Annotated in this window: 20 protein-coding genes; 7 read left to right on the plus strand and 13 right to left on the minus strand. The window is 71.3% G+C overall.

The features are described from left to right. Nucleotides 1-65: 65 nt before the first annotated feature. Nucleotides 66-1,475, minus strand: a complete 1,410-nt coding sequence (locus OG507_RS16140) for an outer membrane protein assembly factor BamB family protein (protein WP_327367895.1) — start codon at nucleotides 1,473-1,475, stop codon at nucleotides 66-68. Nucleotides 1,476-1,583: 108 nt separating this feature from the next. Beyond that, nucleotides 1,584-3,401, minus strand: a complete 1,818-nt coding sequence (locus OG507_RS16145; RefSeq protein ID WP_327367896.1) for an ABC-F family ATP-binding cassette domain-containing protein — start codon at nucleotides 3,399-3,401, stop codon at nucleotides 1,584-1,586. 131 nt (nucleotides 3,402-3,532) lie between these two features. Here OG507_RS16145 and OG507_RS16150 point away from each other — a divergent pair, with 131 nt between their 5' ends. Continuing rightward, nucleotides 3,533-4,174 carry a lipoprotein gene (locus OG507_RS16150; protein WP_327367897.1) on the plus strand — a complete coding sequence of 214 codons (642 nt, stop codon included), beginning with the start codon at nucleotides 3,533-3,535 and terminating at the stop codon, nucleotides 4,172-4,174. Between the two features lie 21 nt (nucleotides 4,175-4,195). Here the strand turns inward: OG507_RS16150 and OG507_RS16155 are convergent, their stop codons facing one another. From OG507_RS16155 to OG507_RS16175, 5 genes are all read right to left on the minus strand, one after another. Next, nucleotides 4,196-5,098 carry a 4-(cytidine 5'-diphospho)-2-C-methyl-D-erythritol kinase gene (locus tag OG507_RS16155; protein WP_327367898.1) on the minus strand — a complete coding sequence of 301 codons (903 nt, stop codon included), beginning with the start codon at nucleotides 5,096-5,098 and terminating at the stop codon, nucleotides 4,196-4,198. Further along, the gene (rsmA, locus tag OG507_RS16160) at nucleotides 5,095-6,018 is read right to left on the minus strand and encodes a 16S rRNA (adenine(1518)-N(6)/adenine(1519)-N(6))-dimethyltransferase RsmA (protein ID WP_327367899.1); all 924 of its coding nucleotides are present in this window, start codon (nucleotides 6,016-6,018) and stop codon (nucleotides 5,095-5,097) included. Before rsmA ends, OG507_RS16155 begins: the two co-directional genes overlap by 4 nt. A gap of 30 nt (nucleotides 6,019-6,048) precedes the next feature. Then, nucleotides 6,049-6,579, minus strand: a complete 531-nt coding sequence (locus tag OG507_RS16165; RefSeq protein ID WP_442810985.1) for a ubiquitin-like domain-containing protein — start codon at nucleotides 6,577-6,579, stop codon at nucleotides 6,049-6,051. 131 nt (nucleotides 6,580-6,710) lie between these two features. Then, nucleotides 6,711-7,577 (minus strand): TatD family hydrolase, encoded by an 867-nt coding sequence (locus OG507_RS16170; RefSeq protein ID WP_327367900.1) that lies wholly within the window; start codon nucleotides 7,575-7,577, stop codon nucleotides 6,711-6,713. 54 nt (nucleotides 7,578-7,631) lie between these two features. Continuing rightward, nucleotides 7,632-8,021 carry a hypothetical protein gene (locus tag OG507_RS16175; RefSeq protein ID WP_327367901.1) on the minus strand — a complete coding sequence of 130 codons (390 nt, stop codon included), beginning with the start codon at nucleotides 8,019-8,021 and terminating at the stop codon, nucleotides 7,632-7,634. Nucleotides 8,022-8,248: 227 nt separating this feature from the next. Between OG507_RS16175 and OG507_RS16180 the strand changes: the two genes are divergently transcribed. After that, nucleotides 8,249-9,066, plus strand: a protein-coding gene (locus OG507_RS16180; RefSeq protein ID WP_442810986.1) for an IS5 family transposase whose coding sequence is annotated in 2 segments (ribosomal slippage) — nucleotides 8,249-8,591 and nucleotides 8,591-9,066 — 819 coding nt in all. Because the reading frame shifts where the segments join, the coding sequence is not laid out codon by codon here. Nucleotides 9,067-9,075: 9 nt separating this feature from the next. On the opposite strand, the gene rsmI is transcribed toward OG507_RS16180, so the two are convergent. Next, nucleotides 9,076-9,954, minus strand: a complete 879-nt coding sequence (gene rsmI, locus OG507_RS16185; protein WP_327367902.1) for a 16S rRNA (cytidine(1402)-2'-O)-methyltransferase — start codon at nucleotides 9,952-9,954, stop codon at nucleotides 9,076-9,078. 53 nt (nucleotides 9,955-10,007) lie between these two features. Between rsmI and OG507_RS16190 the strand changes: the two genes are divergently transcribed. The 4 genes from OG507_RS16190 (at nucleotide 10,008) to OG507_RS16205 (ending at nucleotide 15,031) form a co-directional block, all read left to right on the plus strand. Continuing rightward, complete coding sequence (locus OG507_RS16190) at nucleotides 10,008-11,774, plus strand: dolichyl-phosphate-mannose--protein mannosyltransferase (RefSeq protein ID WP_327367903.1); 1,767 nt, start codon at nucleotides 10,008-10,010, stop codon at nucleotides 11,772-11,774. Between the two features lie 162 nt (nucleotides 11,775-11,936). Next, complete coding sequence (locus OG507_RS16195) at nucleotides 11,937-13,571, plus strand: penicillin-binding transpeptidase domain-containing protein (protein ID WP_327367904.1); 1,635 nt, start codon at nucleotides 11,937-11,939, stop codon at nucleotides 13,569-13,571. A gap of 114 nt (nucleotides 13,572-13,685) precedes the next feature. Next, nucleotides 13,686-14,183 (plus strand): YbaK/EbsC family protein, encoded by a 498-nt coding sequence (locus tag OG507_RS16200; protein ID WP_327367905.1) that lies wholly within the window; start codon nucleotides 13,686-13,688, stop codon nucleotides 14,181-14,183. Further along, complete coding sequence (locus OG507_RS16205) at nucleotides 14,180-15,031, plus strand: DMT family transporter (RefSeq protein WP_327367906.1); 852 nt, start codon at nucleotides 14,180-14,182, stop codon at nucleotides 15,029-15,031. Before OG507_RS16200 ends, OG507_RS16205 begins: the two co-directional genes overlap by 4 nt. Nucleotides 15,032-15,089: 58 nt before the next feature. Here OG507_RS16205 and OG507_RS16210 read toward each other — a convergent pair whose 3' ends face one another. The 5 genes from OG507_RS16210 to OG507_RS16230 all read right to left on the minus strand — a co-directional run bounded on the left by OG507_RS16210 (nucleotide 15,090) and on the right by OG507_RS16230 (nucleotide 19,708). Next, nucleotides 15,090-15,890: an SDR family NAD(P)-dependent oxidoreductase gene (locus tag OG507_RS16210; RefSeq protein ID WP_327367907.1), complete on the minus strand. Its 801-nt coding sequence runs from the start codon at nucleotides 15,888-15,890 to the stop codon at nucleotides 15,090-15,092. Beyond that, nucleotides 15,887-17,050 carry a serine hydrolase domain-containing protein gene (locus OG507_RS16215; protein ID WP_327371994.1) on the minus strand — a complete coding sequence of 388 codons (1,164 nt, stop codon included), beginning with the start codon at nucleotides 17,048-17,050 and terminating at the stop codon, nucleotides 15,887-15,889. Before OG507_RS16215 ends, OG507_RS16210 begins: the two co-directional genes overlap by 4 nt. A 66-nt stretch (nucleotides 17,051-17,116) precedes the next feature. Further along, nucleotides 17,117-17,890 (minus strand): energy-coupling factor ABC transporter ATP-binding protein, encoded by a 774-nt coding sequence (locus OG507_RS16220; RefSeq protein ID WP_327367908.1) that lies wholly within the window; start codon nucleotides 17,888-17,890, stop codon nucleotides 17,117-17,119. Further along, entirely contained in the window at nucleotides 17,887-18,648 is a 762-nt protein-coding gene (gene cbiQ / locus OG507_RS16225) for a cobalt ECF transporter T component CbiQ (RefSeq protein WP_327367909.1), read from the minus strand. Before cbiQ ends, OG507_RS16220 begins: the two co-directional genes overlap by 4 nt. 1 nt (nucleotide 18,649) lies before the next feature. After that, on the minus strand, nucleotides 18,650-19,708 hold the full coding sequence (locus OG507_RS16230) for an energy-coupling factor ABC transporter permease (RefSeq protein WP_327367910.1): 1,059 nt from the start codon (nucleotides 19,706-19,708) through the stop codon (nucleotides 18,650-18,652). Nucleotides 19,709-19,891: 183 nt separating this feature from the next. Here OG507_RS16230 and OG507_RS16235 point away from each other — a divergent pair, with 183 nt between their 5' ends. Continuing rightward, complete coding sequence (locus OG507_RS16235; RefSeq protein ID WP_327367911.1) at nucleotides 19,892-20,260, plus strand: SsgA family sporulation/cell division regulator; 369 nt, start codon at nucleotides 19,892-19,894, stop codon at nucleotides 20,258-20,260. Nucleotides 20,261-20,437 lie beyond the last annotated feature (177 nt).

The following is a 20,437-nucleotide window of genomic DNA, read 5'->3' on the forward strand; positions in this document are numbered from 1 at the left end:
GGTCGGTCCGCCCCCTGTTCCCAAGGGAGAACCGCCCCGTGATGCCCCCGTTACGCCCCGGCCCGTCAGCTGCCGAAGCCCGCCATCGACTTCATCGACTTCTCGTCGTCGTCCTCGATCCCGCTGATCCTCGCGTGCACGAGGAAGCAACGCCCGTTCAGATAGGCGACCCTGGAATCGAAGAAGCCCCGTTCGACCTGGGCCGCCGCCACCGGGTGCCGCAGCACCATCTGCGGGGCGCCGCCGGCCGGCGGGAGGGACGCGATGCCACCGCCCTTGTTCCTGCCCGCCGCCAGATACATCAGCAGCCTGCCGCCCTCCACCCGCAGCGGCATCAGGGTCTGCCCGGCCGGGGCCGCGGCCTTCCACTTCGCCCGGCCGGTGTTCAGGTCGAAGGCCACGACCTGGTTGGTGGGGGTGAGGTCGTCCTCGCCGGGCCTGGTCGCCAGATAGACCGTCCGGTCGTCGGCCGCCACCCCGAGGCAGTTGTCGAGGTTCTTGCCCTGGGTGAGGAGGTCACCGCCGCACTTCGTCGCGTAGTCGTCGGTGCCGCCGACCAGTTGGGAGCGGTAGGTGCCGTTCTCGCCAAGCACGATGACCGCCCACTTGTCCTCCTGCTTCAGCGAGACGACCAGCGGGCTGACAGAGTAGAACTGGGCGATCTCCCAGCCCTTCTTGACCTTGTACGTCCACAGCACCTTGCCGGTGACCGGATCGATCCGCTGCACCTGCTGTTCCTTGTGGTCGTCGGCCGCCGTCCGACAGCTGGTGGCGGCGATCGCCACCGGACCGCTCGCGAAGCCGAACGGCTGGCAGTTGCCCGGAAGTTCACCGAAGAGCACCTTGCCGTCGCCGACCCGGAATGCGTCCGTCCTGCTGGTGCGCCCCACGGTCACGGTGTCCCCGTTGATCGCCATCGAGACGTCGGAGAGCAGATCCCAGGCGCCCTGGCGCTTGTACGTCTTGCGCCAGCCCGCCCTGCCCGTCGTGAGATCCACCATCTGGAGGGAGTTGCAGAGCGCGTCGTCCGCGGTGCCGGTCTCGATCCCGAGGACGATCCTGCCGTCGGCGGTGGCCTGCGAGGGCGCCGCGCACAGCTCCGACGGCATGCGAAGACGCCACTTCAGGCTGCCGTCGGTGACCGAATACCCGGTGAGCGTGTGGAACATGGCCTTGACGATGGTGTCGCCGACGATCCAGGGGCCGTACACGTCCGAGCCGTTGCGCGGCAGGTCGACGCCGCCCTCCTGGAGCCAGAGGTCCCTCGCCTCGCCGGGCCCGCGCTCGGCGTTGAGCGCGTCGGCCTCGGCGCGGAGGTCGTGCGTGCCCTGGTCCCGGTCCTTGGCTTTGCCCTTGCCGTCGCTGCCGTCGCTCGTGGAACCCGGTCCGGGATCGGTGCTCGCCCCCGCCGTGGGCCCCGGCCCCTCGTCGCTCCCGCCGGTGGCGAACCAGATGCCACCGCCGGCCAGCAGCACGTCCCCCTTCGTGCGGACCGGTCCGGCAACTCAACCTGTACCGGGCAGGGTTTCTTTCTACCACCCACCCCACAAGCCCCATCGGTCACACCGAAGGCGCTCCGACGCTCAGGCGTCCTCGGCCAGTTCCAGCCAGCGCATCTCCAACTCATCGCGCTCCACGACCAGTTCGCGCAGCTCCGCGTCCAGCTTCGCCACCTTCTCGAAGTCCGTGGCGTAGTCCGCGATCTGCGCGTGCAGCGCGGTCTCCCGCGTGGAGATCTTGTCGAGCTGCCGCTCCACCTTCTGCAGCTCCTTCTTCGCCGCGCGTGCGGCCTGCGGGGAGACGGCCGTGGCCACAGCGGCCTTCTCCTTGGCGGCCGCGGGTGCGGCGGACGGGGTCGCCGTCTCCTCCATCCGCTGCCTGCGCTCCAGGTACTCGTCGATCCCGCGCGGGAGCATCCGCAGCGTGCGGTCGCCGAGCAGCGCCATCACCCGGTCCGTGGTCCGCTCGATGAAGAACCGGTCGTGGGAGATCACGACCATCGATCCGGGCCAGCCGTCGAGGAGGTCCTCCAGCTGGGTCAGCGTCTCGATGTCGAGGTCGTTGGTGGGCTCGTCGAGGAAGAGGACGTTCGGCTCGTCCATCAGCAGGCGCAGGATCTGGAGCCGGCGCCGCTCACCGCCGGACAGGTCGCCGACCGGGGTCCACTGCTTCTCCTTCGAGAAGCCGAACTGCTCGCAGAGCTGGCCCGCGGTCATCTCCCGGCCCTTGCCGAGGTCGACCCGGTCCCGTACCTGCTGAACCGCTTCGAGCACCCGCAGGTTCGGGTTGAGCTCGTGGACCTCCTGGGAGAGGTAGGCGAGCTTGACGGTCTTGCCGACGACGATCTTCCCGGCCGCGGGCTGCGCCTCGCCCTGGGTGCGGGCCGCCTCGGCGAGCGCCCGCAGCAGCGAGGTCTTGCCCGCGCCGTTGATCCCGACCAGACCGATCCGGTCGCCGGGGCCGAGGTGCCAGGTGAGGTGGGTGAGCAGCGTCTTGGGTCCGGCCTGGACGGTCACGTCCTCCAGGTCGAAGACGGTCCTGCCGAGCCTGGCGTTGGCGAACTTCATCAGCTCGCTGGTGTCGCGCGGCGGCGGCACGTCGGCGATCAGCTCATTGGCCGCCTCGATGCGGTAGCGCGGCTTGGAGGTACGGGCGGGGGCGCCGCGGCGCAGCCAGGCCAGCTCCTTGCGCATCAGGTTCTGCCGCTTGGACTCCTCGGTCGCGGCGATCCGCTCCCGCTCGGCCCGCGCGAAGACGTAGTCGCTGTAGCCACCCTCGTACTCGTGGACCGTGCCGCGCTGGACGTCCCACATGCGGGTGCAGACCTGGTCGAGGAACCAGCGGTCGTGGGTGACGCAGACGAGCGCCGAGCGGCGGGCGCGCAGATGGCCGGCCAGCCAGGAGATGCCCTCGACGTCGAGGTGGTTGGTCGGCTCGTCGAGGACGATCAGGTCCTGTTCGGCGATGAGCAGCTTGGCCAGCGCGATACGGCGCCGCTCGCCGCCGGAGAGCGGGGCGATGACGGTGTCCAGGCCGTGCTCGAAGCCCGGCAGGGCGAGCCCGCCGAAGAGTCCGGTGAGCACGTCGCGGATCTTCGCGCTGCCCGCCCACTCGTGGTCGGCGAGGTCGCCGATCACCTCGTGGCGGATGGTCGCCTGCGGGTCGAGCGAGTCGTGCTGGGTGAGGACGCCGAGGCGCAGCCCGCCGCTGTGGGTGACGCGGCCGCTGTCCGCATCCTCCAGCCTGGCGAGCATCCGGATGAGGGTCGTCTTGCCGTCGCCGTTACGGCCCACGACACCGATCCGGTCCCCCTCGGACACTCCGAGGGACACACCATCGAGCAGGGCACGGGTGCCGTACACCTTGCTGACCTGCTCGACATTGACCAGATTGACGGCCATTTCACTCCTGTCCGGGGGTTCGATCGACGTCCCAGGGTAGTCGGCTCGCGGCCGCGATAACGTGCTGCGATCGATCAAGGGGCGTGGGCCCGGGTCGCGAGAGCGTCGGACATCTCAGGGGTGGGGACTTCATGGGGATTTCAGCGAGGGCTTCAGTGGTTCCGGCGGCGCTGCTGGTGACGGCCGTACTGGCGGGCTGTTCGTCGCCGCCGCCGTCGCCGTCGCCGTCGCCGAAGGCGGAAGCAGCCGGGAAGGCCGCTTCCGCAGCCGCCGCCGATGGAGGCACGGTCGGCGGCTCCGGCTCGGCCTGTCCGCTGCCCGTCGCCTTCGACCTCGCGGCGTCCTGGAAGCCGAAGGCCGTCCACGTCGATCCGGACTCCGAGCTCGGTGCCGCGCTGGGCATGCAGGGCGGGGTCACCATGGTCTGCGAGATCGACGCGAAGCCCGCGGGGAACATCGGGTATCTGCGGGTGTGGCAGGGCGAGCGGTCCGACCTCACCCCGCGCCAGGTCCTGGAGGCGTTCCTGGCCGACGAGGACGGCGCCGAGAAGATCACGTACGGCGGGACCAGGGCCGGTGAGCTGCCCGCGGCCGAGGCCGGCTACACGGTCAGGAGCAAGCTGCTGGACGAGCTCAAGAAGGAGCGGGCCTTCGCCGTCTCCACCCCGGACGGGCCGGTCGTGGTCCATCTGGGCGGGATGGACACCGCGGAGCACGAGGCGATGCTCCCCGCGTACGAGCTGGCGAAGAAGAGCATGCGCCTCGGCGGCTGACCGGGCGGCGGTGCAACCCGGTCAGCCGGACTGCTGGACCGTGGCGCCCGGGGCCGGCGACACCGCGGCCCGTGCGTTTCTGCACGTCCCCGAAGAGATCAGCGCCTCGGCCACCTTCCGCGCCGACTCCGCGTCCGCCACCAGGAACGCGGTGGTCGGTCCGGAGCCCGAGACCAGGGCGGCCAGTGCCCCGGCCCCGGTGCCCGCGGCGAGGGTGTCGGCCAGCGAGGGGCGCAGGGAGAGCGCGGCGGGCTGGAGGTCGTTGCTCAGGGCGTCCGCGAGCGCGGTGGTGTCGCCGGACCGCAGCGCGTCCAGGAGTGCGGCGGACGCGGTGGGCTCCGGGACGTCCGCATCGGCCGTGAGCCGGTCGAACTCGCCGTAGACGGCGGGGGTGGAGAGCCCGCCGTCGGCGACCGCGAAGACCCAGTGGAAGGTTCCGCCGACGTCGATCGGGGTCAGCTGCTCGCCGCGCCCGACCCCGAGGGCCGCGCCGCCGACCAGGCTGAACGGGACGTCGCTGCCGAGCTCCGCGCAGATGGCGAGGAGCTCATCGCGCGTCGCGCCGGTGGACCACAGGGCGTCGCAGGCCAGCAGAGCGGCCGCACCGTCGGCGCTGCCGCCCGCCATGCCGCCCGCGACGGGGATGTCCTTGGCGATGTGGATGTGCACATCGGGTGCGATGCCGTACCGCCCGGCCAGGGCGATCGCGGCGCGTGCGGCGAGGTTCGTCGCGTCCAGCGGCACCTTGGCGGCGTCCGGGCCCGAGCAGGTGATGCGCAGCTCGTCGGCGGGGGTGACGGTGACCTCGTCGTACAGACCGACGGCGAGGAAGACATTGGCCAGGTCGTGAAAGCCGTCGGAGCGCGGCGCGCCGACCGCGAGCTGGACGTTGACCTTGGCGGACACGCGAACGGTGACGCTCACTCGCCACTCCCGGAGGTCTCGTCGCCGGCAGGCGCCGAAGTCCCGTTGCCGGCGGTCCCGGCCGGCTTGTTCTCGGCGATGGCGGCGAATTCCTCGACCGTCAGCGCCTCACCGCGGGCCTGGGGCGAGATCCCGGCCGCCACCAGGGCCGCCTCGGCGGCGGGTGCGGAGCCCGCCCAGCCGGCCAGGGCCGCCCGCAGGGTCTTGCGGCGCTGGGCGAAGGCCGCGTCGACGACCGCGAAGACTTCGGTCCGGCTCGCGCTCGTCGTGATCGGCTCGGTGCGCCGGACCAGCGACACCAGACCGGAGTCGACGTTCGGGGCGGGCCAGAAGACATTGCGGCCGATGGACCCGGCCCGCTTGACGTGCGCGTACCAGTTGGCCTTCACCGACGGCACGCCGTAGACCTTGTTGCCCGGCCTGGCGGCCAGCCGGTCGGCGACCTCGGCCTGGACCATGACGAGGGTCCGCTCGATGGTCGGGAAGCGTTCCAGCATGGTCAGCAGGACCGGCACGGCGACGTTGTACGGAAGGTTCGCGACCAGCGCGGTCGGCGCCGGACCCGGCAGCTCCCGGACCAGCATCGCGTCGGAGTGCACCAGGGTGAACCGGTCGGCGCGCCCCGGCATCCGGGCGGCGACCGTGGCCGGCAGGGCGCCCGCCAGCACGTCGTCGATCTCGACGGCGACGACCCGGTCCGCCGCCTCCAGCAGCGCCAGGGTCAGCGAACCGAGCCCCGGTCCGACCTCCACGACGACGTCGTCCGGGCGGACTTCCGCCGTCCGCACGATCCTGCGGACCGTATTGGCGTCGATGACGAAGTTCTGACCGCGCTGCTTGGTCGGGCGTACGCCCAGCGCGGCGGCCAGCTCGCGGATGTCTGCGGGGCCCAGGAGGGCGTCGGGATCAGTGGTGCTCACCCGGTAAGCCTACGGCCGTACGGCGGTCCGCTACCTCCGCGGCCTGACGACGACCGCGTCGCCGTCGGCGAGCGGGCTGCCGAGGGCGGGGACGACCGTGTCGTGGGCGGCGACGGTGACGCCCTGGTCGTCGAGGAGTCCGTCGACGTCGTCCGCGAAGGTGTGCAGGGTGCGGGGCGTGCCGTCGACGTCCAGCGTCACCGCCTTGTCGCAGACCACGAACGCGGTGGTGCCACCGGCCAGGACCGCGACGACGAGGGCCTGCGGCACGAGGCGGCGCAGGCTCTCGGGGCGTACGGGCGCCTTGCGCCGCCGGGCGGCCCTGCGCGCCGCCGCCCGCCCGCCGGTCGTACCGGTCGCGCCGCTTGCGCCGGGGCGGACCTGCCGGGGCACCAGGGGCGTGTCGAGGACGGTCGGGGTGCGGACCGCCCGGACGACGAGCGTCAGCCGCTCGTGGAGCGGTACGGACGCGGGGGCCGGCGGAGAAGCGGCGGGCGGCGTCGCCACCGCCGTGCGCCCCCTGCCGCGTGCTGCGCGGTGACTGCCCTTCGAATTGCTCACGACGCTCCAGAGGATCGGATCGGCCGGCTCGCCCGATGGCGCCCGGGACGATAGCGGAGCATCGGTGACTCTCCAAAACGGCTCGACTACGCACCGTCGCCGGGGAGTTGACCGGCAGCGACCGGTACCGGTCAGTAGTCGAATGCCCGCGCGGTGTTGTCGGAGACGGCCGAGGCCAGAGTGTCCTCGTCCACGCCCTTCACCTCCGCCATGGCACGCAGCGTGACGGGAATGAGGTACGGCGCGTTGGGCCGTCCGCGGTACGGGGCGGGGGTCAGGAAAGGCGCGTCCGTCTCGACCAGCACCAGTTCCGTCGGCGCGACGGCCAGTGCGTCCCGCAGCGGCTGGGCGTTCTTGAAGGTGACATTGCCCGCGAAGGACATGAAGTACCCGGCTTCCGCGCAGATCCTGGCCATCTCGGCGTCGCCGGAGTAGCAGTGGAAGACGGTCCGTTCGGGGGCGCCCGCGTCGGCGAGGATCCGCAGCACGTCCGCGTGCGCCTCGCGGTCGTGGATGACCAGTGCCTTGCCGTGCCGCTTGGCGATCTCGATGTGGGCCCGGAAGGACTCCTCCTGCGCGGCCAGGCCCTCGGGGCCGGTGCGGAAGCGGTCGAGCCCGGTCTCGCCGACACCGCGTACGTGGTCGAGTGCGGCCAGCGCGTCGATCTCCGCGAGCGCCTCGTGCAGCGCCGCGGCCCCGCCCCCTTCCCGCGCCCCCTGCCGGGACCAGCCATCGGGGTCGCCGTGCACGATGCGCGGCGCCTCGTTGGGGTGCAGGGCGACCGCCGCGTGCACGTTCGCGTGCGCGGCGGCGGTCTCCGCGGCCCAGCGCGAACCGGCCACGTCGCAGCCCACCTGGATCACGGTGGTCACATTGACCGCGGCGGCCCTGGCCAGACCCTCCTCGACGGTCGCGTCCTGCATGTCCAGGTGGGTGTGCGAATCGGCGACCGGCACCCGGAGGGGTTCGGGCAGCGGCGGGGCTTCGGTACGGCTCATGCCGACGATCGTACGAGGACCGCGCCGGGGGCCTTGCGCCCGATGGGCCGGGTCCTACTTCCGGTGGAAGGGGTGCAGCAGGTCGGACAGGTGCCAGTGGCGCTCCGCGCCCGTGTGGGCGACGGCGGCGGCCACGGCCCCGCCGTCCCGGGCGCCGGTGTCCTCGATCGCCCGCCGCTTCGGCCCGGGGTTGTGGAGCAGCTGCTGGACGGTCGAGACCCGGCCGGCCCCCATGATCCGGACCACGTGTCCGCCGCAGTTCGTGCACGTCGGCCTGGAAAGGGGGGAGGGCACCCGTTCCCCGTCGGCCTTGTAGATGACGAAATCCTTGTTGGAGCCGTCGACGTGGTGCTCTATTTCGTAGGCCTGCTCCCAGCCGTATCCGCACCTCATGCAGGCGAAGGCATACGCCTCGTGCACGGTGGTTGCTGCGCTCTCGCTCATGCCTGCTCCTTAGTCCGCCGGACTGGCACTCCGAAAAGTGCGTCCCCGATCCAGTGGACGCCTTTACCGGCGGGGGCGCATCAGGCCTGTCGAGTGTTGGAGCGGATTTGGCCTTTCCGTGGCAGAAAGGCCCGGCGCACGGCTCGCGCTTTGCATTTCACGATAGTCCTTTGCCTTAGAGGATGTCTCACGTGGTGATGGTGTGAGCTGCGGCATGATGTCTCTTCGTGAGTGCCGATCTGTCGCAGCGGCTGGTTCCTGACGGTCTGTGGGAACTCGTCGCCCCGTTGTTGCCGTCGTTCAACTCCCGTCCGCAGGGTGGTGGGACTGCGCCGCTGGATGAGCGGGCTGTGTTCACGGCGGTGGTGTACGTGCTGACCAGCGGGTGCGCCTGGCGGCACCTGCCGGAGACGTTCGGGGTGTCGCCCGCGACGGCACACCGTCGGTTCACCGCGTGGACCCAGGCGGGGCTGTGGCGCCGATTGCACCGGGCGATCCTGGACGAACTCGGCGCCAGGGGCGAGCTCGACTGGACCTCCGCAATCGTTGACGCCGCGTCGGTGCGGGCGAAAAGGGGGGTTCGCTGACCGGGCCGAACCCGGTCGATCGCGGCAAGAAGGGCAGCAAACTGCACGTGCTGTCCGAGGCCCAGGGCATCCCACTCGCCATCGCCGTGTCCGGCGCAAACATGCACGACAGCCTCGCCCTCAAGCCGCTGATCCGTGGCATACCCGCCATCCGTTCCCGGCGCGGACCCCGTCGGCGCCGCCCAGTCAAACTCCGCGCCGATAAGGCGTACTTCTCCGCTGACCACCTCGCCTGGCTGCGTGAACGGGGGCTGATCCCGCGCATCGCCCGGCCGGGCATCGAATCCGGCGAACGGCTCGGCCGGCACCGCTGGAAGATCGAGCGGTCCATCGCCTGGTTGTTCGGCTACCGCCGCCTCACCGTCCGGTACGAACGAAAGGGCTCGCACTTCCTCGCCTTCCTCGGCCTGGCCGCCGTCCTGACCTGCTACAAGAAACTCGCGAAACTTGCCACGTGAGACACCCTCTTACTGGGGGCCGGTTCGCTCCGCGTTCTTTGCCGCGACGACCGCATCGAAGACTTCGCGCTTGGGCAGCCCCGCATCCGCGGCGACGGCGGCGATGGCCTCCTTGCGCCGCTCCCCCGCCTCCTCGCGCACCCGCACCCTGCGCACCAGCTCCGCGGCATCCAGTTCCCCGGGTCCGGAGTCGGCCGCGCCCTCGACGACGACGGTGATCTCGCCGCGTACCCCTTCGGCCGCCCAGGCCGCCAGCTCGCCGAGCGGGCCTCGCTTCACTTCCTCGTACGTCTTGGTCAGCTCCCGGCACACGGCGGCCCGGCGGTCGGCGCCGAAGACCTCGGCCATCGCGGCGAGGGTGTCGTCGAGCCGGTGCGGGGCCTCGAAGAAGACCATGGTGCGGCGCTCCTCGGCGACCTCGCGCAGCTTGCCGAGCCGTTCGCCGGCCTTGCGCGGCAGGAAGCCCTCGAAGCAGAAACGGTCGACGGGCAGCGCGGACAGGGCGAGCGCGGTGAGCACGGCGGACGGGCCGGGGACCGCGGTGACCTTGATGTTCTTCTCCACGGCGGCGGCCACGAGCCGGTAGCCGGGGTCGGAGACGGACGGCATCCCGGCGTCCGTGACCAGCAGGACGCGGGCGCCGCCGGTCAGCGCCTCGACGAGTTCGGGCGTACGCGCCGACTCGTTGCCCTCGAAGTAGGAGACGACCCGCCCCGTGGTGTGGATGCCGAGGGCCTGGGTGAGGCGGCGCAGCCTGCGGGTGTCCTCGGCGGCGACGACATCGGCCGTCTCCAGTTCGGCGGCGAGGCGTGGCGGGGCGTCCGCCACATCGCCGATGGGGGTTCCTGCGAGTACCAGCGTTCCAGTCGTTCCAGTCACATGAGTCATCCTCCCAGCACGGGCGACAGCACTCGCACAGAAGCGTTCCCTACGATGGCGCGGTGACGAGTACTGCGCCCGAAGCCCGACAGGGCCAAGACGCCGGGGAATCCTGCGGCGAAGAGCCGGCCTCCTGGCAGCAGCGGCTGCGCCGCTTCGGCCATTCGCCCCGGCCCGGAATCGGGCTGCGTGAACGGCTGGTACCGCCGTACACCAGGCCCGGAGCCCAGCTGTGGGCGGTGCTCGGGATCTCCCCGCCGACGGCCGAGCGGCTGGTGCGGTGGTCCGCCTGGGGCGGTCCGCTGCTGGTGGCGCTGGTCGCCGGGGTGCTGCGGTTCTGGAACCTGGGCAGCCCGCACGCGCTGATATTCGACGAGACGTACTACGCCAAGGATTCCTGGGCGCTGATCCACCAGGGGTACGAGGGCGACTGGCCCAAGGACGTCGACAAGCTGATCCTCGACGATCCGTCGAGGGTGCACATCCCGGTGGATCCGGGTTATGTGGTGCACCCGCCGGTCGGCAAGTGGATCATCGGCTTCGGTGAGCAGCTCTTCGGTTTCACGCCGTTCGGCTGGCGGTTCATGGTCGCGGTGCTCGGCACGCTGTCGGTGCTGATGCTGTGCCGGATCGGGCGGCGGCTGTTCCGCTCGACGTTCCTGGGGTGTCTGGCGGGCGCGCTGCTCGCCGTCGACGGTCTGCACTTCGTGATGAGCCGCACCGCACTGCTCGACCTGGTGCTGATGTTCTTCGTGCTGGCGGCGTTCGGCGCTCTGCTGACCGACCGCGACTGGGCGCGGCGCCGCCTCGCCGCCGCGCTGCCGGTCGACGAGGAGGGGGTGCTGCGCCCGGACGCCCGGGTCGCGGAGAACCTGCGGCTGGGATGGCGTCCCTGGCGGCTCGTCGCCGGGCTGATGCTGGGGCTCGCCTTCGCCACCAAGTGGAACGGTCTGTACATCCTGGTCGGCTTCGGTCTGATGACGGTGCTGTGGGATGTGGGCGCGCGCCGGACCGCGGGTGCGGTCCGGCCGCACGAGGCGGTGCTGAAGCGGGATCTGCTGCCGGCGTTCGCCTCGACGGTCCCGGTCGCGGTCCTCACCTACCTCGTCTCCTGGACCGGCTGGATCGTCACCGACAAGGGCTACTACCGGAACTGGGCGCAGACCGACGGCAGGGGCGGCAGCTGGACGTGGCTGCCGGACTGGCTGCGCAGCCTGTGGCACTACGAGTACCAGGTCTACGAATTCCATGTGAATCTGACGTCCGGCCACACCTACCAGTCCAATCCCTGGAGCTGGATCGTGCTCGGCCGGCCCGTCTCGTACTTCTGGGCGGAGGAGCCCGGCTGCGCGGCGTCGGAGACCGGCAAGTGCTCGCGCGAGGTGCTGGCGATCGGGACGCCGCTGCTGTGGTGGGCGGCGTGCTTCGCCCTGGTGTACGTGCTGTGGCGGTGGTTCTTCCGGCGTGACTGGCGGGCGGGCGCGATCGCCTGCGGTGTGGCGGCGGGCTGGCTGCCCTGGTTCCTCTACCAGGAGCGGACGATCTTCCTCTTCTACGCGGTCGTGTTCGTGCCGTTCCTGTGTCTGGCGGTCACGATGATGATCGGCGCGATGCTGGGACCGGCGGCGGGGACCGGGGCCAGACGCGAACTCGGTCTGGTGACCGGCGATCTGTCGGGGGAACGGCGACGGACACTGGGGGCGATCGCGGCGGGCGTGCTGGTGCTGCTGATCATCTGGAACTTCATTTACTTCTGGCCCATCTACACGGGAACGCCCATTCCCGACGGTTCATGGCGGGACCGGATGTGGCTGGATACCTGGATTTGACCGTCACACCTTGATTTGACCGATGTATTCACGATGTATTCAACCCCCACGCATTGCGTTCCGATAAAGACCGTCCCGGCCGTCACCACCGTCCCGTAGGGTGCCAGCAGCATCCCCTTGAACACGTTCAAGGGGAACTTCCTGGGGAGGGGGACTGCAGGGATGCGCAGTGGAGCGAAGGTTGCGATAGTCGGCGGAGTGTTCGCGGTCGTGGTCGGCGGGGTGGGCTATGGGGCCTACAACGTTCTGGACGCACTGAACGGCGGGGGCGGCGGCACGGACAGCAAGTCCACCGCCGCCGAGGTGAAGACGGGACCGGTCACCAAGGCGGAGATCGACGACGCGTCGGAGAAGTTCCTCAAGGCCTGGGCGAGCGGTGACGCGGCCGTCGCGTCCCAGCTCACCAACAACGCGGCCGAGGCCGAACCGGCCCTGAGCGGCTACCGCGAGATCGCCCATGTCACCGAGGCCGTGATCACTCCGGGCCCCGCGGTCGGCACGAAGGTGCCGTACACGGTGAAGGCGACCGTGTCGTTCGGGGGAAAGTCCAAGCCCTGGTCGTACTCCTCCGAACTGACCGTGGTGCGCGGCCTGACCACCGGCAGGCCCCTGGTCGACTGGTCCCCCACCGTGATCCACCCTGATCTGACGGCCGGCGCGTCGCTGAAGACGGGTGAGGCGTCGACGCCGTCGATCGAGGCCCTCGACCACAACGGCAAGGTGCTCACCAAGGAGAAGTACCCCTCTCTGGGGCCGATCCTGGACGCGCTGCGCGAGAAGTACGGGGAGAAGTCGGGCGGCACCGCGGGCATCGAGACCTGGATCGAGAGCGCGGACGCGGGCGGCACGGACAAGACCCTGCTGACCCTCACCAAGGGAAAGCCCGGCAGGCTGCAGACGACGCTGGACGCCGACGCCCAGGCGGCGGCCGAGGTGGCCGTGAAGAAGTTCAGCCAGGCCTCGGTGGTCGCGGTCCGGCCGTCCACGGGCGCGATCCGCGCGGTCGCCAACAATCCGGCCACCGGATTCAACGCGGCGATGCAGGGCAAGCAGGCGCCGGGATCGACGATGAAGATCGTGACCGCGGCGATGCTGATCGAGAAGGGCCTCACCTCGGCCAACCAGAAGATCGAGTGCCCGCCGACCGCGACGTACTACAGCCGCACCTTCAAGAACCTGGACGACTTCTCCATTCCCGACGGCACCCTGACGACCAGCTTCGCCCGGTCCTGCAACACGGCCTTCATCAAGCTGATCGACGACGCGAAGGACGACGCGGCGCTCGCCAAGGAGGCCCGCGACGTCTTCGGGATCGGCCTGGACTGGCAGACCGGTGTGGTGTCCTTCGACGGCAGCGTGCCCGAGGAGACCCACGGCGAGGCGGCAGCGCAGTACATCGGTCAGGGCACGGTCCAGATGAACGCCCTCAACATGGCGTCCATCACCGCCACCGCGAAGAACGGCACCTTCCACCAGCCGATCCTCGTGGACCGTTCCCTGGACGGCCGGACGCTCGCCACCGCCTCCCGGTCGCTGTCTCCGTCCGTCTCCCAACAGCTCACCAACATGATGCGCCAGACCGCGAGTTGGGGCACCGGCAAGAACGCGATGGCCTCGGTCGGCGGCGACAAGGGCGCCAAGACGGGCTCGGCGGAGGTGGACGGCCAGGCCACGTCCAACAGCTGGTTCACCGGCTTCAGTAACGACCTGGCCGCGGCGGCGGTCGTCCAGTCCGGCGGCCACGGCGGGGACGCGGCGGGACCGGTGGTGGCTGCGGTGCTGCGAGCGGGTTCATGACGCGCCGGCCGGCAAGGCCGCCCGCGCGGACGGGAGGCGTGGCGGGCGGCCGGGGTTGCGCCATGCGTGCAATCCCGTCGCGTGCCCCATACAGCGTTCGCTAGCGTGCACGGCATGAGCACTCCCGACACCACCGCCGCCGAAGCCCATCCCCGATTCGCCGAAGCCCTGCGGGAGCTGGGGCTGCGGGTCGAGATCCGCCGGTTCCCGGAGGCCACGCGGACGGCCGCCGAGGCCGCCGCCGCGATCGGCTGCGAACTCAGCGAGATCGTCAAGTCCCTGGTCTTCGAGGCCGACGGCGACCCGGTGCTGGTCCTGATGGACGGATCGTCGCGCGTCGACGTCGAGCTCGTACGCGAGGAACTGGGCGCCGGGAAGGTCAAGCGGGCCGGGGCCGATCTGGTCCGGGAGACGACCGGGTACGCGATCGGGGGCGTGCCGCCCTTCGGCCACCGTACGAGGACCCGGGTGCTGGCCGACCGCGGGCTGCTGGACCACGACGTGGTGTGGGCGGCCGCGGGCACCCCGCACACCGTCTTCCCCCTCGACCCCAAGACGCTGATCGGGCATGCCGGCGGAACCCTGGTGGATGTGCGCGAGCAGTCCCGGTGACGCCGCTGGTCGCCTTCGCCGTACTGATCGCCGCGATCACGCACGCCAGTTGGAACGCGATCGCGCACGCGGTCAAGGACCAGCTCCTCTCCTTCACCCTGATCTCCGGGTGCGGGCTGCTGATCTGCGTGCCGCTGGCCTGCTTCGCCCCCTTCCCGGCCGCCGGGGCCTGGCCGTATCTCCTCACCTCGGCCGTGCTGCACGTGGCGTACATGCTGCTGCTGATGCGCTCGTTCACCCTGGGCGACTTCGGCCAGATGTACCCGATCGCCCGGGGCACGGCACCGCTGGTGGTGACGGTCCTCGCCGCCGTGTTCGTCGGTGAACGCCCCGACGCCTGGGCCACCGCGGGCGTCGCGGTGGCCTCCGCGGGGCTCGTCGGGCTCGCCCTCTGGGGCATCCGGGGCTCCGGCAGCCGCCCGGACTGGCCGGCGCTGCTGGCCGCCGTCGCGACCGGCCTGGCCATCGCCGGGTACACCACGGTCGACGGGGTCGGGGTACGCGCCTCCGGCACCTCGCTCGGCTATATCGCCTGGCTGATCGTCCTGCAGGGGACGGCCATCCCCCTCTACGCGCTCCACCGCCGCCGGGGCGAACTCGCCGCCCAGCTGAAGCCGTTCGTCGCGCGCGGACTGCTGGGGGCGGCGCTGTCCGTGGCCGCGTACGGCCTCGTCCTGTGGGCCCAGACGCAGGCGGCACTGGCCCCGATCGCGGCGCTCCGCGAGTCGTCGATCATCGTCGGCGCGGCCATAGGGACGGTGTTCTTCAAGGAACGCTTCGGCGCACCGCGCATCGCGGCGGCGGGGCTGATGGTGGTCGGCATCGGGCTGATGCTGCACACGAGCTGAGCACGGCGGGGGCGGGGCGCCACCTACGCGGGCGAATGCCCCCGCACCCAGGCCGCCGCTACCCGCCCGAAACCGCCTGCCGGAAGCCGTAGTTCGCCGCGGTCAGGCCGCCGTCCACGCGCAGTGTCGTTCCCGTGATCCAGGCCGCGTCGCGCGAGGCGAGGAAGGCGACGGCGGAGGCGATGTCGTCCGGCTCGCCGACCCGGCCCAGCGGGTAGAGGCCGCTCACCCGGGACAGTTCCGCGTCGCGGCCCGCCCAGGCGTCCGTGCGGATCGTGCCGGGGACGACGAGATTGACGCGTACGCCGCGCGGTCCCGCATGGCCCGCGAGGGTACGGGTCAGGCTGCCCAGGCCCGCCTTGGCGGCGCTGTAGGCGTGATTGCCGAAGTCCTGTTCGCCGTTGACCGAGCCGATGTTGACGATCGCGCCCCGGCCGCAGGCCGCCAGGTGCGGGAGGGCGGCGCGGGCGCAGCGGTAGGGGCCGGTGAGGGTGATGTCCAGGTCGCGCTGCCAGACCTCGTCCGGCTCGTCCTCGAAGAGCGGGGCGTCGGGGGTGCAGGCGTAGGCGTTGTTCACCAGTACGTCGAGGGAGCCGAAGGCGCTGACGGCGTGGGCGACCGCGGCCTCGACCGCCGCCCGGTCGCCCACGTCGCAGGGCAGCGAACCGGCCGTCGCACCGCTCTCGCGTATCTCCGCGGCGGTGCGTGCGGCGCGGTCGCCGTCCAGGTCGGTGACCAGGACGCGCGCGCCCTCCGAGGCCAGCCGGCGGGCCGTGGCCGCGCCGATGCCCTGGCCCGCTCCGGTGATGAGCACGCCGTATCCGTCGAACCGTGAACCGGTGGAGGAAGGAGGAGTCATAGCGCCGACCGTACTGCCCTGACCAGGGCCTGGGCACGGGGATCGGCGGTGACTCCCTTCTGCAGACCGTTCGTCACATAGCCCAGCGCGATGCCGGATTCGGGATCGGCGAAGCCGAGCGAGCCGCCCCGGCCGGGGTGGCCGAAGGAGCCGGGGGCCAGCAGCGGTGCCGCCGGGCCGTGCAGCATGTAGCCGAGGCCGAAGCGGGTGTTGACGACCAGGACCCGGTCCGGGCCCGCCGACTCCTCGGTGCGGGCGAGGGTCAGCGTGGCCGGGGCGAACAGGCGGTGGCCGTCGACCGGGCCGATCATCGCGGCGTAGCAGCGGGCCAGCGCGCGGGCGGTGGCGATGCCGTTGGACGCGGGGAGTTCGGCCGCCCGGTAGGAGGGGTCGTTCTCGTCGGGGAGGGGGTCGATGGCCCCGAAGGCGCGGCGGGTGAGGGAGGCCGGGTCGCGGTAGGCCTCGGTGACCGACCGCTTGGGGCGCATCCGCAGGGAGCCACCGTTGCCCTCGTCGGCGGGCGGTTCGGCGGGGCCGATCCGGCCCACCCGGTGCGCCTCGTCCGCCGGGAGTCCGAACCAGAAGTCGAGGCCGAGGGGGCGGGCGATCTCCTCGGCGACCCAGCGGCCGACGGTGCGGCCGGTGACCCTGCGCACCAGTTCGCCGACGAGCCAGCTGTAGGTCTGGGCGTGGTAGCCGTGGTCGGTGCCGGGTTCCCACTGGGGGCGCTGGGCCGCGACGGCCTGCGGCCCGGAGATCCCGTCGGCCGCCTCGGAGGGGGTCAGCGGGCAGTCGAGGGCGGGGATGCCGGCCCGGTGGGCGAGGAGGTGGCGCACGAGCACGCGCTCCTTGCCGGCGGCCTTGAACTCCGGCCAGTACGTGCCGACCGGGGCGTCGAGGTCGACCTGGCCGCGCTGGTGCAGCAGCAGTGGTACCGCGGCGGCTATGCCCTTGCCCGCCGAGCGGACGATCTGCACGGTGTCGACGGCCCACGGTTCGACGCCGTCGACGTCTCTCGTACCGGCCCACAGATCGACGACCTTGCGGCCGTCCCGGTAGACCGTGACGGCCGCACCGCGTTCGCCGCGCTGCTCGAAGTTACGGACGAAAGCATCCCGGACCGGTTCGAATCCGGCCGCCACCGTGCCCCGTACGTCCACACCTGCTCCTGCGCTGCCGCTCATCCCCCCATGGTGCATCCCTTCGCAGGTGGAACGCGTGGCGGGTCACCTCATGTTCACAGTCACGGAACGCGGATCGAAGCCGAAGGGCAGCTCCAGACGGTGGCTGCGCATCAGCTCCTCGTCGCAGAGCAGGTCCTGGGTGCGGTCGTCGGCGGCGATGACGCCCTCGCTCAGGACGACCGCGCGGGGGCAGAGCTCCAGGGCGTACGGCAGGTCGTGCGTGACCATGAGCACGGTGACGTCCAGGGACCGCAGGATGTCGGCGAGCTCGCGCCGCGAGGCCGGGTCCAGGTTGGAGGACGGCTCGTCCAGGACGAGGATCTCCGGCCGCATGGCGAGGACGGTGGCGACGGCGACGCGGCGGCGCTGGCCGAAGGAGAGGTGGTGCGGCGGCCGGTCCGCGTACTCCTCCATGCCGACCTGCTTGAGCGCCTCGGTGACGCGTTCCTCCAGTTCGGCGCCGCGCATTCCGGAGGCGGCGGGTCCGAAGGCGACGTCCTCGCGGACGGTGGGCATGAAGAGCTGGTCGTCGGGGTCCTGGAAGACGATGCCGACGCGGCGGCGGATCTCGGCGAGGTTGCGCTTCTCGACCGGGAGCCCGGCGACCCGGACGGTGCCCGCGCCGGCGTCGAGGATGCCGTTGAGGTGGAGGACGAGGGTGGTCTTGCCCGCGCCGTTCGGGCCGAGCAGGGCGACGCGTTCGCCGCGGGCGACCGTCAGGTCCACTCCGAAGAGCGCCTGGTGGCCGTCGGGGTAGGCGTAGGCGAGGCCGCTGACCTCCAGGGACGGCGCGGGGGCGGTGGTGGTGGGGCTCATAGGGTCCATCCCAGCAGACAGATGACGAGGGCGAGGACGGGGAGTGCCGAGGCGTACGCCCACTGGGTCCGGGAGGCCGTCACCTCGTCGATGACCGGCATCGATCCGGCGTAGCCGCGGCTGACCATCGCGAGGTGGACGCGTTCGCCGCGCTCGTACGACCTGATGAAGAGCGCGCCCGCCGACTTGGCGAGGACACCCCATTGCCGTATCCCGCGCGCCTCGAAGCCGCGGGAGCGGCGGGCGATCGACATCCGGCGCATCTCGTCGGTGATCACATCGCCGTACCGGAGCATGAAGGAGGCGATCTGGACGAGCAGCGGCGGCAGCCTGAGGCGTTGGAGGCCGAGCAGAAGTGAGCGCAGTTCGGTGGTGGAGGCGAGGAGCACGGAGGCGGCGACGCCGAGGGTGCCCTTGGCCAGCACGTTCCAGGCGCCCCAGAGGCCGGGGACGCTGACGGAGAGGCCGAGGACATGGGTCTGCTCGCCGGGCACCACGAACGGCATGAGCAGCGCGAACGCGACGAACGGCACCTCGATCAGCAGCCGCCCCAGCAGGAAGCCCGCGGGGATGCGGGCCAGGGCGGTGACGGCGCCGATCAGTACCGCGTACAGCGCGAACGCCCACACCGCCTCGCGCGGCGTGGAGACGACGACCACGACGAAGCAGAAGGCGGCGGCGAGCTTGCAGTGCGGTGGCAGGCCGTGCACGGGCGAGTGCCCGTGCCGGTAGAGCCGGTGAGAGTGTCCGGCGCCCATGTCAGACGGCTTCCCGGGTCGCGGCGACGGGGGCGTCCGGCGTGCGACGGCGGCGGACCAGGTAGAAGACTCCGCTGCCGGCCACGATCGTCGCGCCGACACCGATCACTCCGGCGAGGCCTCCGGAGATCCGGGCGTCGGAGACGTCCTTGACGCCGTAGTCGGCGAGCGGGGAGTCCTTGGCGGCGTGTTCCTCGGTCTTCTTGTCGATGCCCTGGTCGGCGGCGACCTTCTCCAGGCCGTCGGGGCTGGCGGAGGCGTAGAAGGAGACGAAGCCCGCCAGGACGAGGGCGGTGACCAGGCCGGTGGCCCAGATCCCGCGGGTGGACCGGGCGGCGACGGGGGCGGGGGCGCCGGGCTGCCGGGCGGGGATGTCGATCAGTTCGCCGTCGACACGGAGCTTGAGCGGTGCGGTGAGTCCGCGGGCGCCGTGGACGAGATCGGGGCGTACGGCGAGGACGGCGCCGACGGTCAGCGCGGTGATCGCGGCCTCGCCGATGCCGATGAGGACATGGACCCCGACCATGGCGGTGAAGACCTTGCCGATCGGGATGTCGGTGGTGCCGCCGATCCAGTAGATCAGCGTGAAGACACAGGCCGCGGCCGGTACGGAGACCAGGGCGGCGACGAAGGACGCGGCCGTCGTGGAGCGGCGTGTCCTCGGCAGCACGGCGACCAGTCCGCGGAAGAGGGCGTAGGCGACGACGGTGGTCGTGATGCCCATGTCGAGCACGTTCACACCGAGCGCGGTGAGGCCGCCGTCGGCGAAGAGGATGCCCTGCATGAGCAGGACGACGGAGATGCAGAGCACCCCGGTATAGGGCCCGACCAGGATCGCGGCGAGCGCCCCGCCCAGCAGATGCCCGCTGGTGCCCGCAGCGACCGGGAAGTTCAGCATCTGTACGGCGAAGATGAACGCGGCGACGAGACCGGCGAGCGGCGCGGTGCGCTCGTCCAGCTCCCTCCGAGCGCCCCGCAGACTGACGGCCACGGCACCGGCGGCTACGACTCCCGCGACGGCGGAGACGGGCGCGTTGATGAATCCGTCGGGTACATGCATGGGTGAGGCTCCGCTTCCTGCGACCTGCGTTGCCGCGGACGGTGTCGTGAACCGTTCAATGATAGAGCCTTGTTGCAAACCATTCGCAAGAGCGCAGATGTCACAGTCGACTGCTCGCCGCGCACATAATGTGAAATATGCGACATTAGAGGTTGAAGAAGAACACACAGGAGGAGTCGGCCCATGCCCCCCGTGATCCATGAGCAGGCCGAGGCCTGGCTCGTCAATGACACCCCTGATCTCCCGGCGGTGCCGGTGGACCTGTTGTACGACGCCGATGTCGACCCGCGCACCGTCCATGTCGCCTTCCCCGGCGGCACCGACTGGGCGTTCGGTCGCGACCTGCTGGAGCGCGGACTGCGCTCCCCCGCCGAGCGCGGCGGCATCCGGGTGTGGCCGTGCGGACGGACACAGCTGGTCGTGGAGCTGCGCTCGAAGGAGGGCGTGGAGGTGGTGCAGTTCGACAACGCGCCGCTGATCCGCTTCCTGCACCGCACACACGGCGAGAGCGCCGCAGCCGCTCCCGCAGGCAGGACACAGACACCCGCATGACGCCTGCACACGACACGTACGCACGACAGAAGGCGTACGCATGACAGAAGCCCCCGTGCAGCTCGCACGGGGGCTTCTGTCATTGCCCCGGTCCCCCGTCCCCACAGGTAACCGGCGCATCCGGGGCCGCGCTCCGCTCAGACGCGGACCCCGGAGGCTCTACGACCCGGGCCGTAC

It is taken from the genome of Streptomyces sp. NBC_01217, from assembly GCF_035994185.1.
Lineage (GTDB): Bacteria > Actinomycetota > Actinomycetes > Streptomycetales > Streptomycetaceae > Streptomyces.

What these genes read in the sequence shown, in the direction of transcription:
- OG507_RS16150 (WP_327367897.1), top strand. Translation starts at nt 3,533, where the DNA reads ATGGGGATTTCAGCGAGGGCTTCAGTGGTTCCGGCGGCGCTGCTGGTG.
- OG507_RS16230 (WP_327367910.1), bottom strand. Translation starts at nt 19,708, where the DNA reads ATGCATGTACCCGACGGATTCATCAACGCGCCCGTCTCCGCCGTCGCG.
- rsmI (WP_327367902.1), bottom strand. Translation starts at nt 9,954, where the DNA reads ATGACTCATGTGACTGGAACGACTGGAACGCTGGTACTCGCAGGAACC.
- cbiQ (WP_327367909.1), bottom strand. Translation starts at nt 18,648, where the DNA reads ATGGGCGCCGGACACTCTCACCGGCTCTACCGGCACGGGCACTCGCCC.
- OG507_RS16220 (WP_327367908.1), bottom strand. Translation starts at nt 17,890, where the DNA reads ATGAGCCCCACCACCACCGCCCCCGCGCCGTCCCTGGAGGTCAGCGGC.
- OG507_RS16200 (WP_327367905.1), top strand. Translation starts at nt 13,686, where the DNA reads ATGAGCACTCCCGACACCACCGCCGCCGAAGCCCATCCCCGATTCGCC.
- OG507_RS16235 (WP_327367911.1), top strand. Translation starts at nt 19,892, where the DNA reads ATGCCCCCCGTGATCCATGAGCAGGCCGAGGCCTGGCTCGTCAATGAC.
- OG507_RS16170 (WP_327367900.1), bottom strand. Translation starts at nt 7,577, where the DNA reads ATGAGCCGTACCGAAGCCCCGCCGCTGCCCGAACCCCTCCGGGTGCCG.
- OG507_RS16145 (WP_327367896.1), bottom strand. Translation starts at nt 3,401, where the DNA reads ATGGCCGTCAATCTGGTCAATGTCGAGCAGGTCAGCAAGGTGTACGGC.
- OG507_RS16175 (WP_327367901.1), bottom strand. Translation starts at nt 8,021, where the DNA reads ATGAGCGAGAGCGCAGCAACCACCGTGCACGAGGCGTATGCCTTCGCC.
- OG507_RS16195 (WP_327367904.1), top strand. Translation starts at nt 11,937, where the DNA reads ATGCGCAGTGGAGCGAAGGTTGCGATAGTCGGCGGAGTGTTCGCGGTC.
- OG507_RS16210 (WP_327367907.1), bottom strand. Translation starts at nt 15,890, where the DNA reads ATGACTCCTCCTTCCTCCACCGGTTCACGGTTCGACGGATACGGCGTG.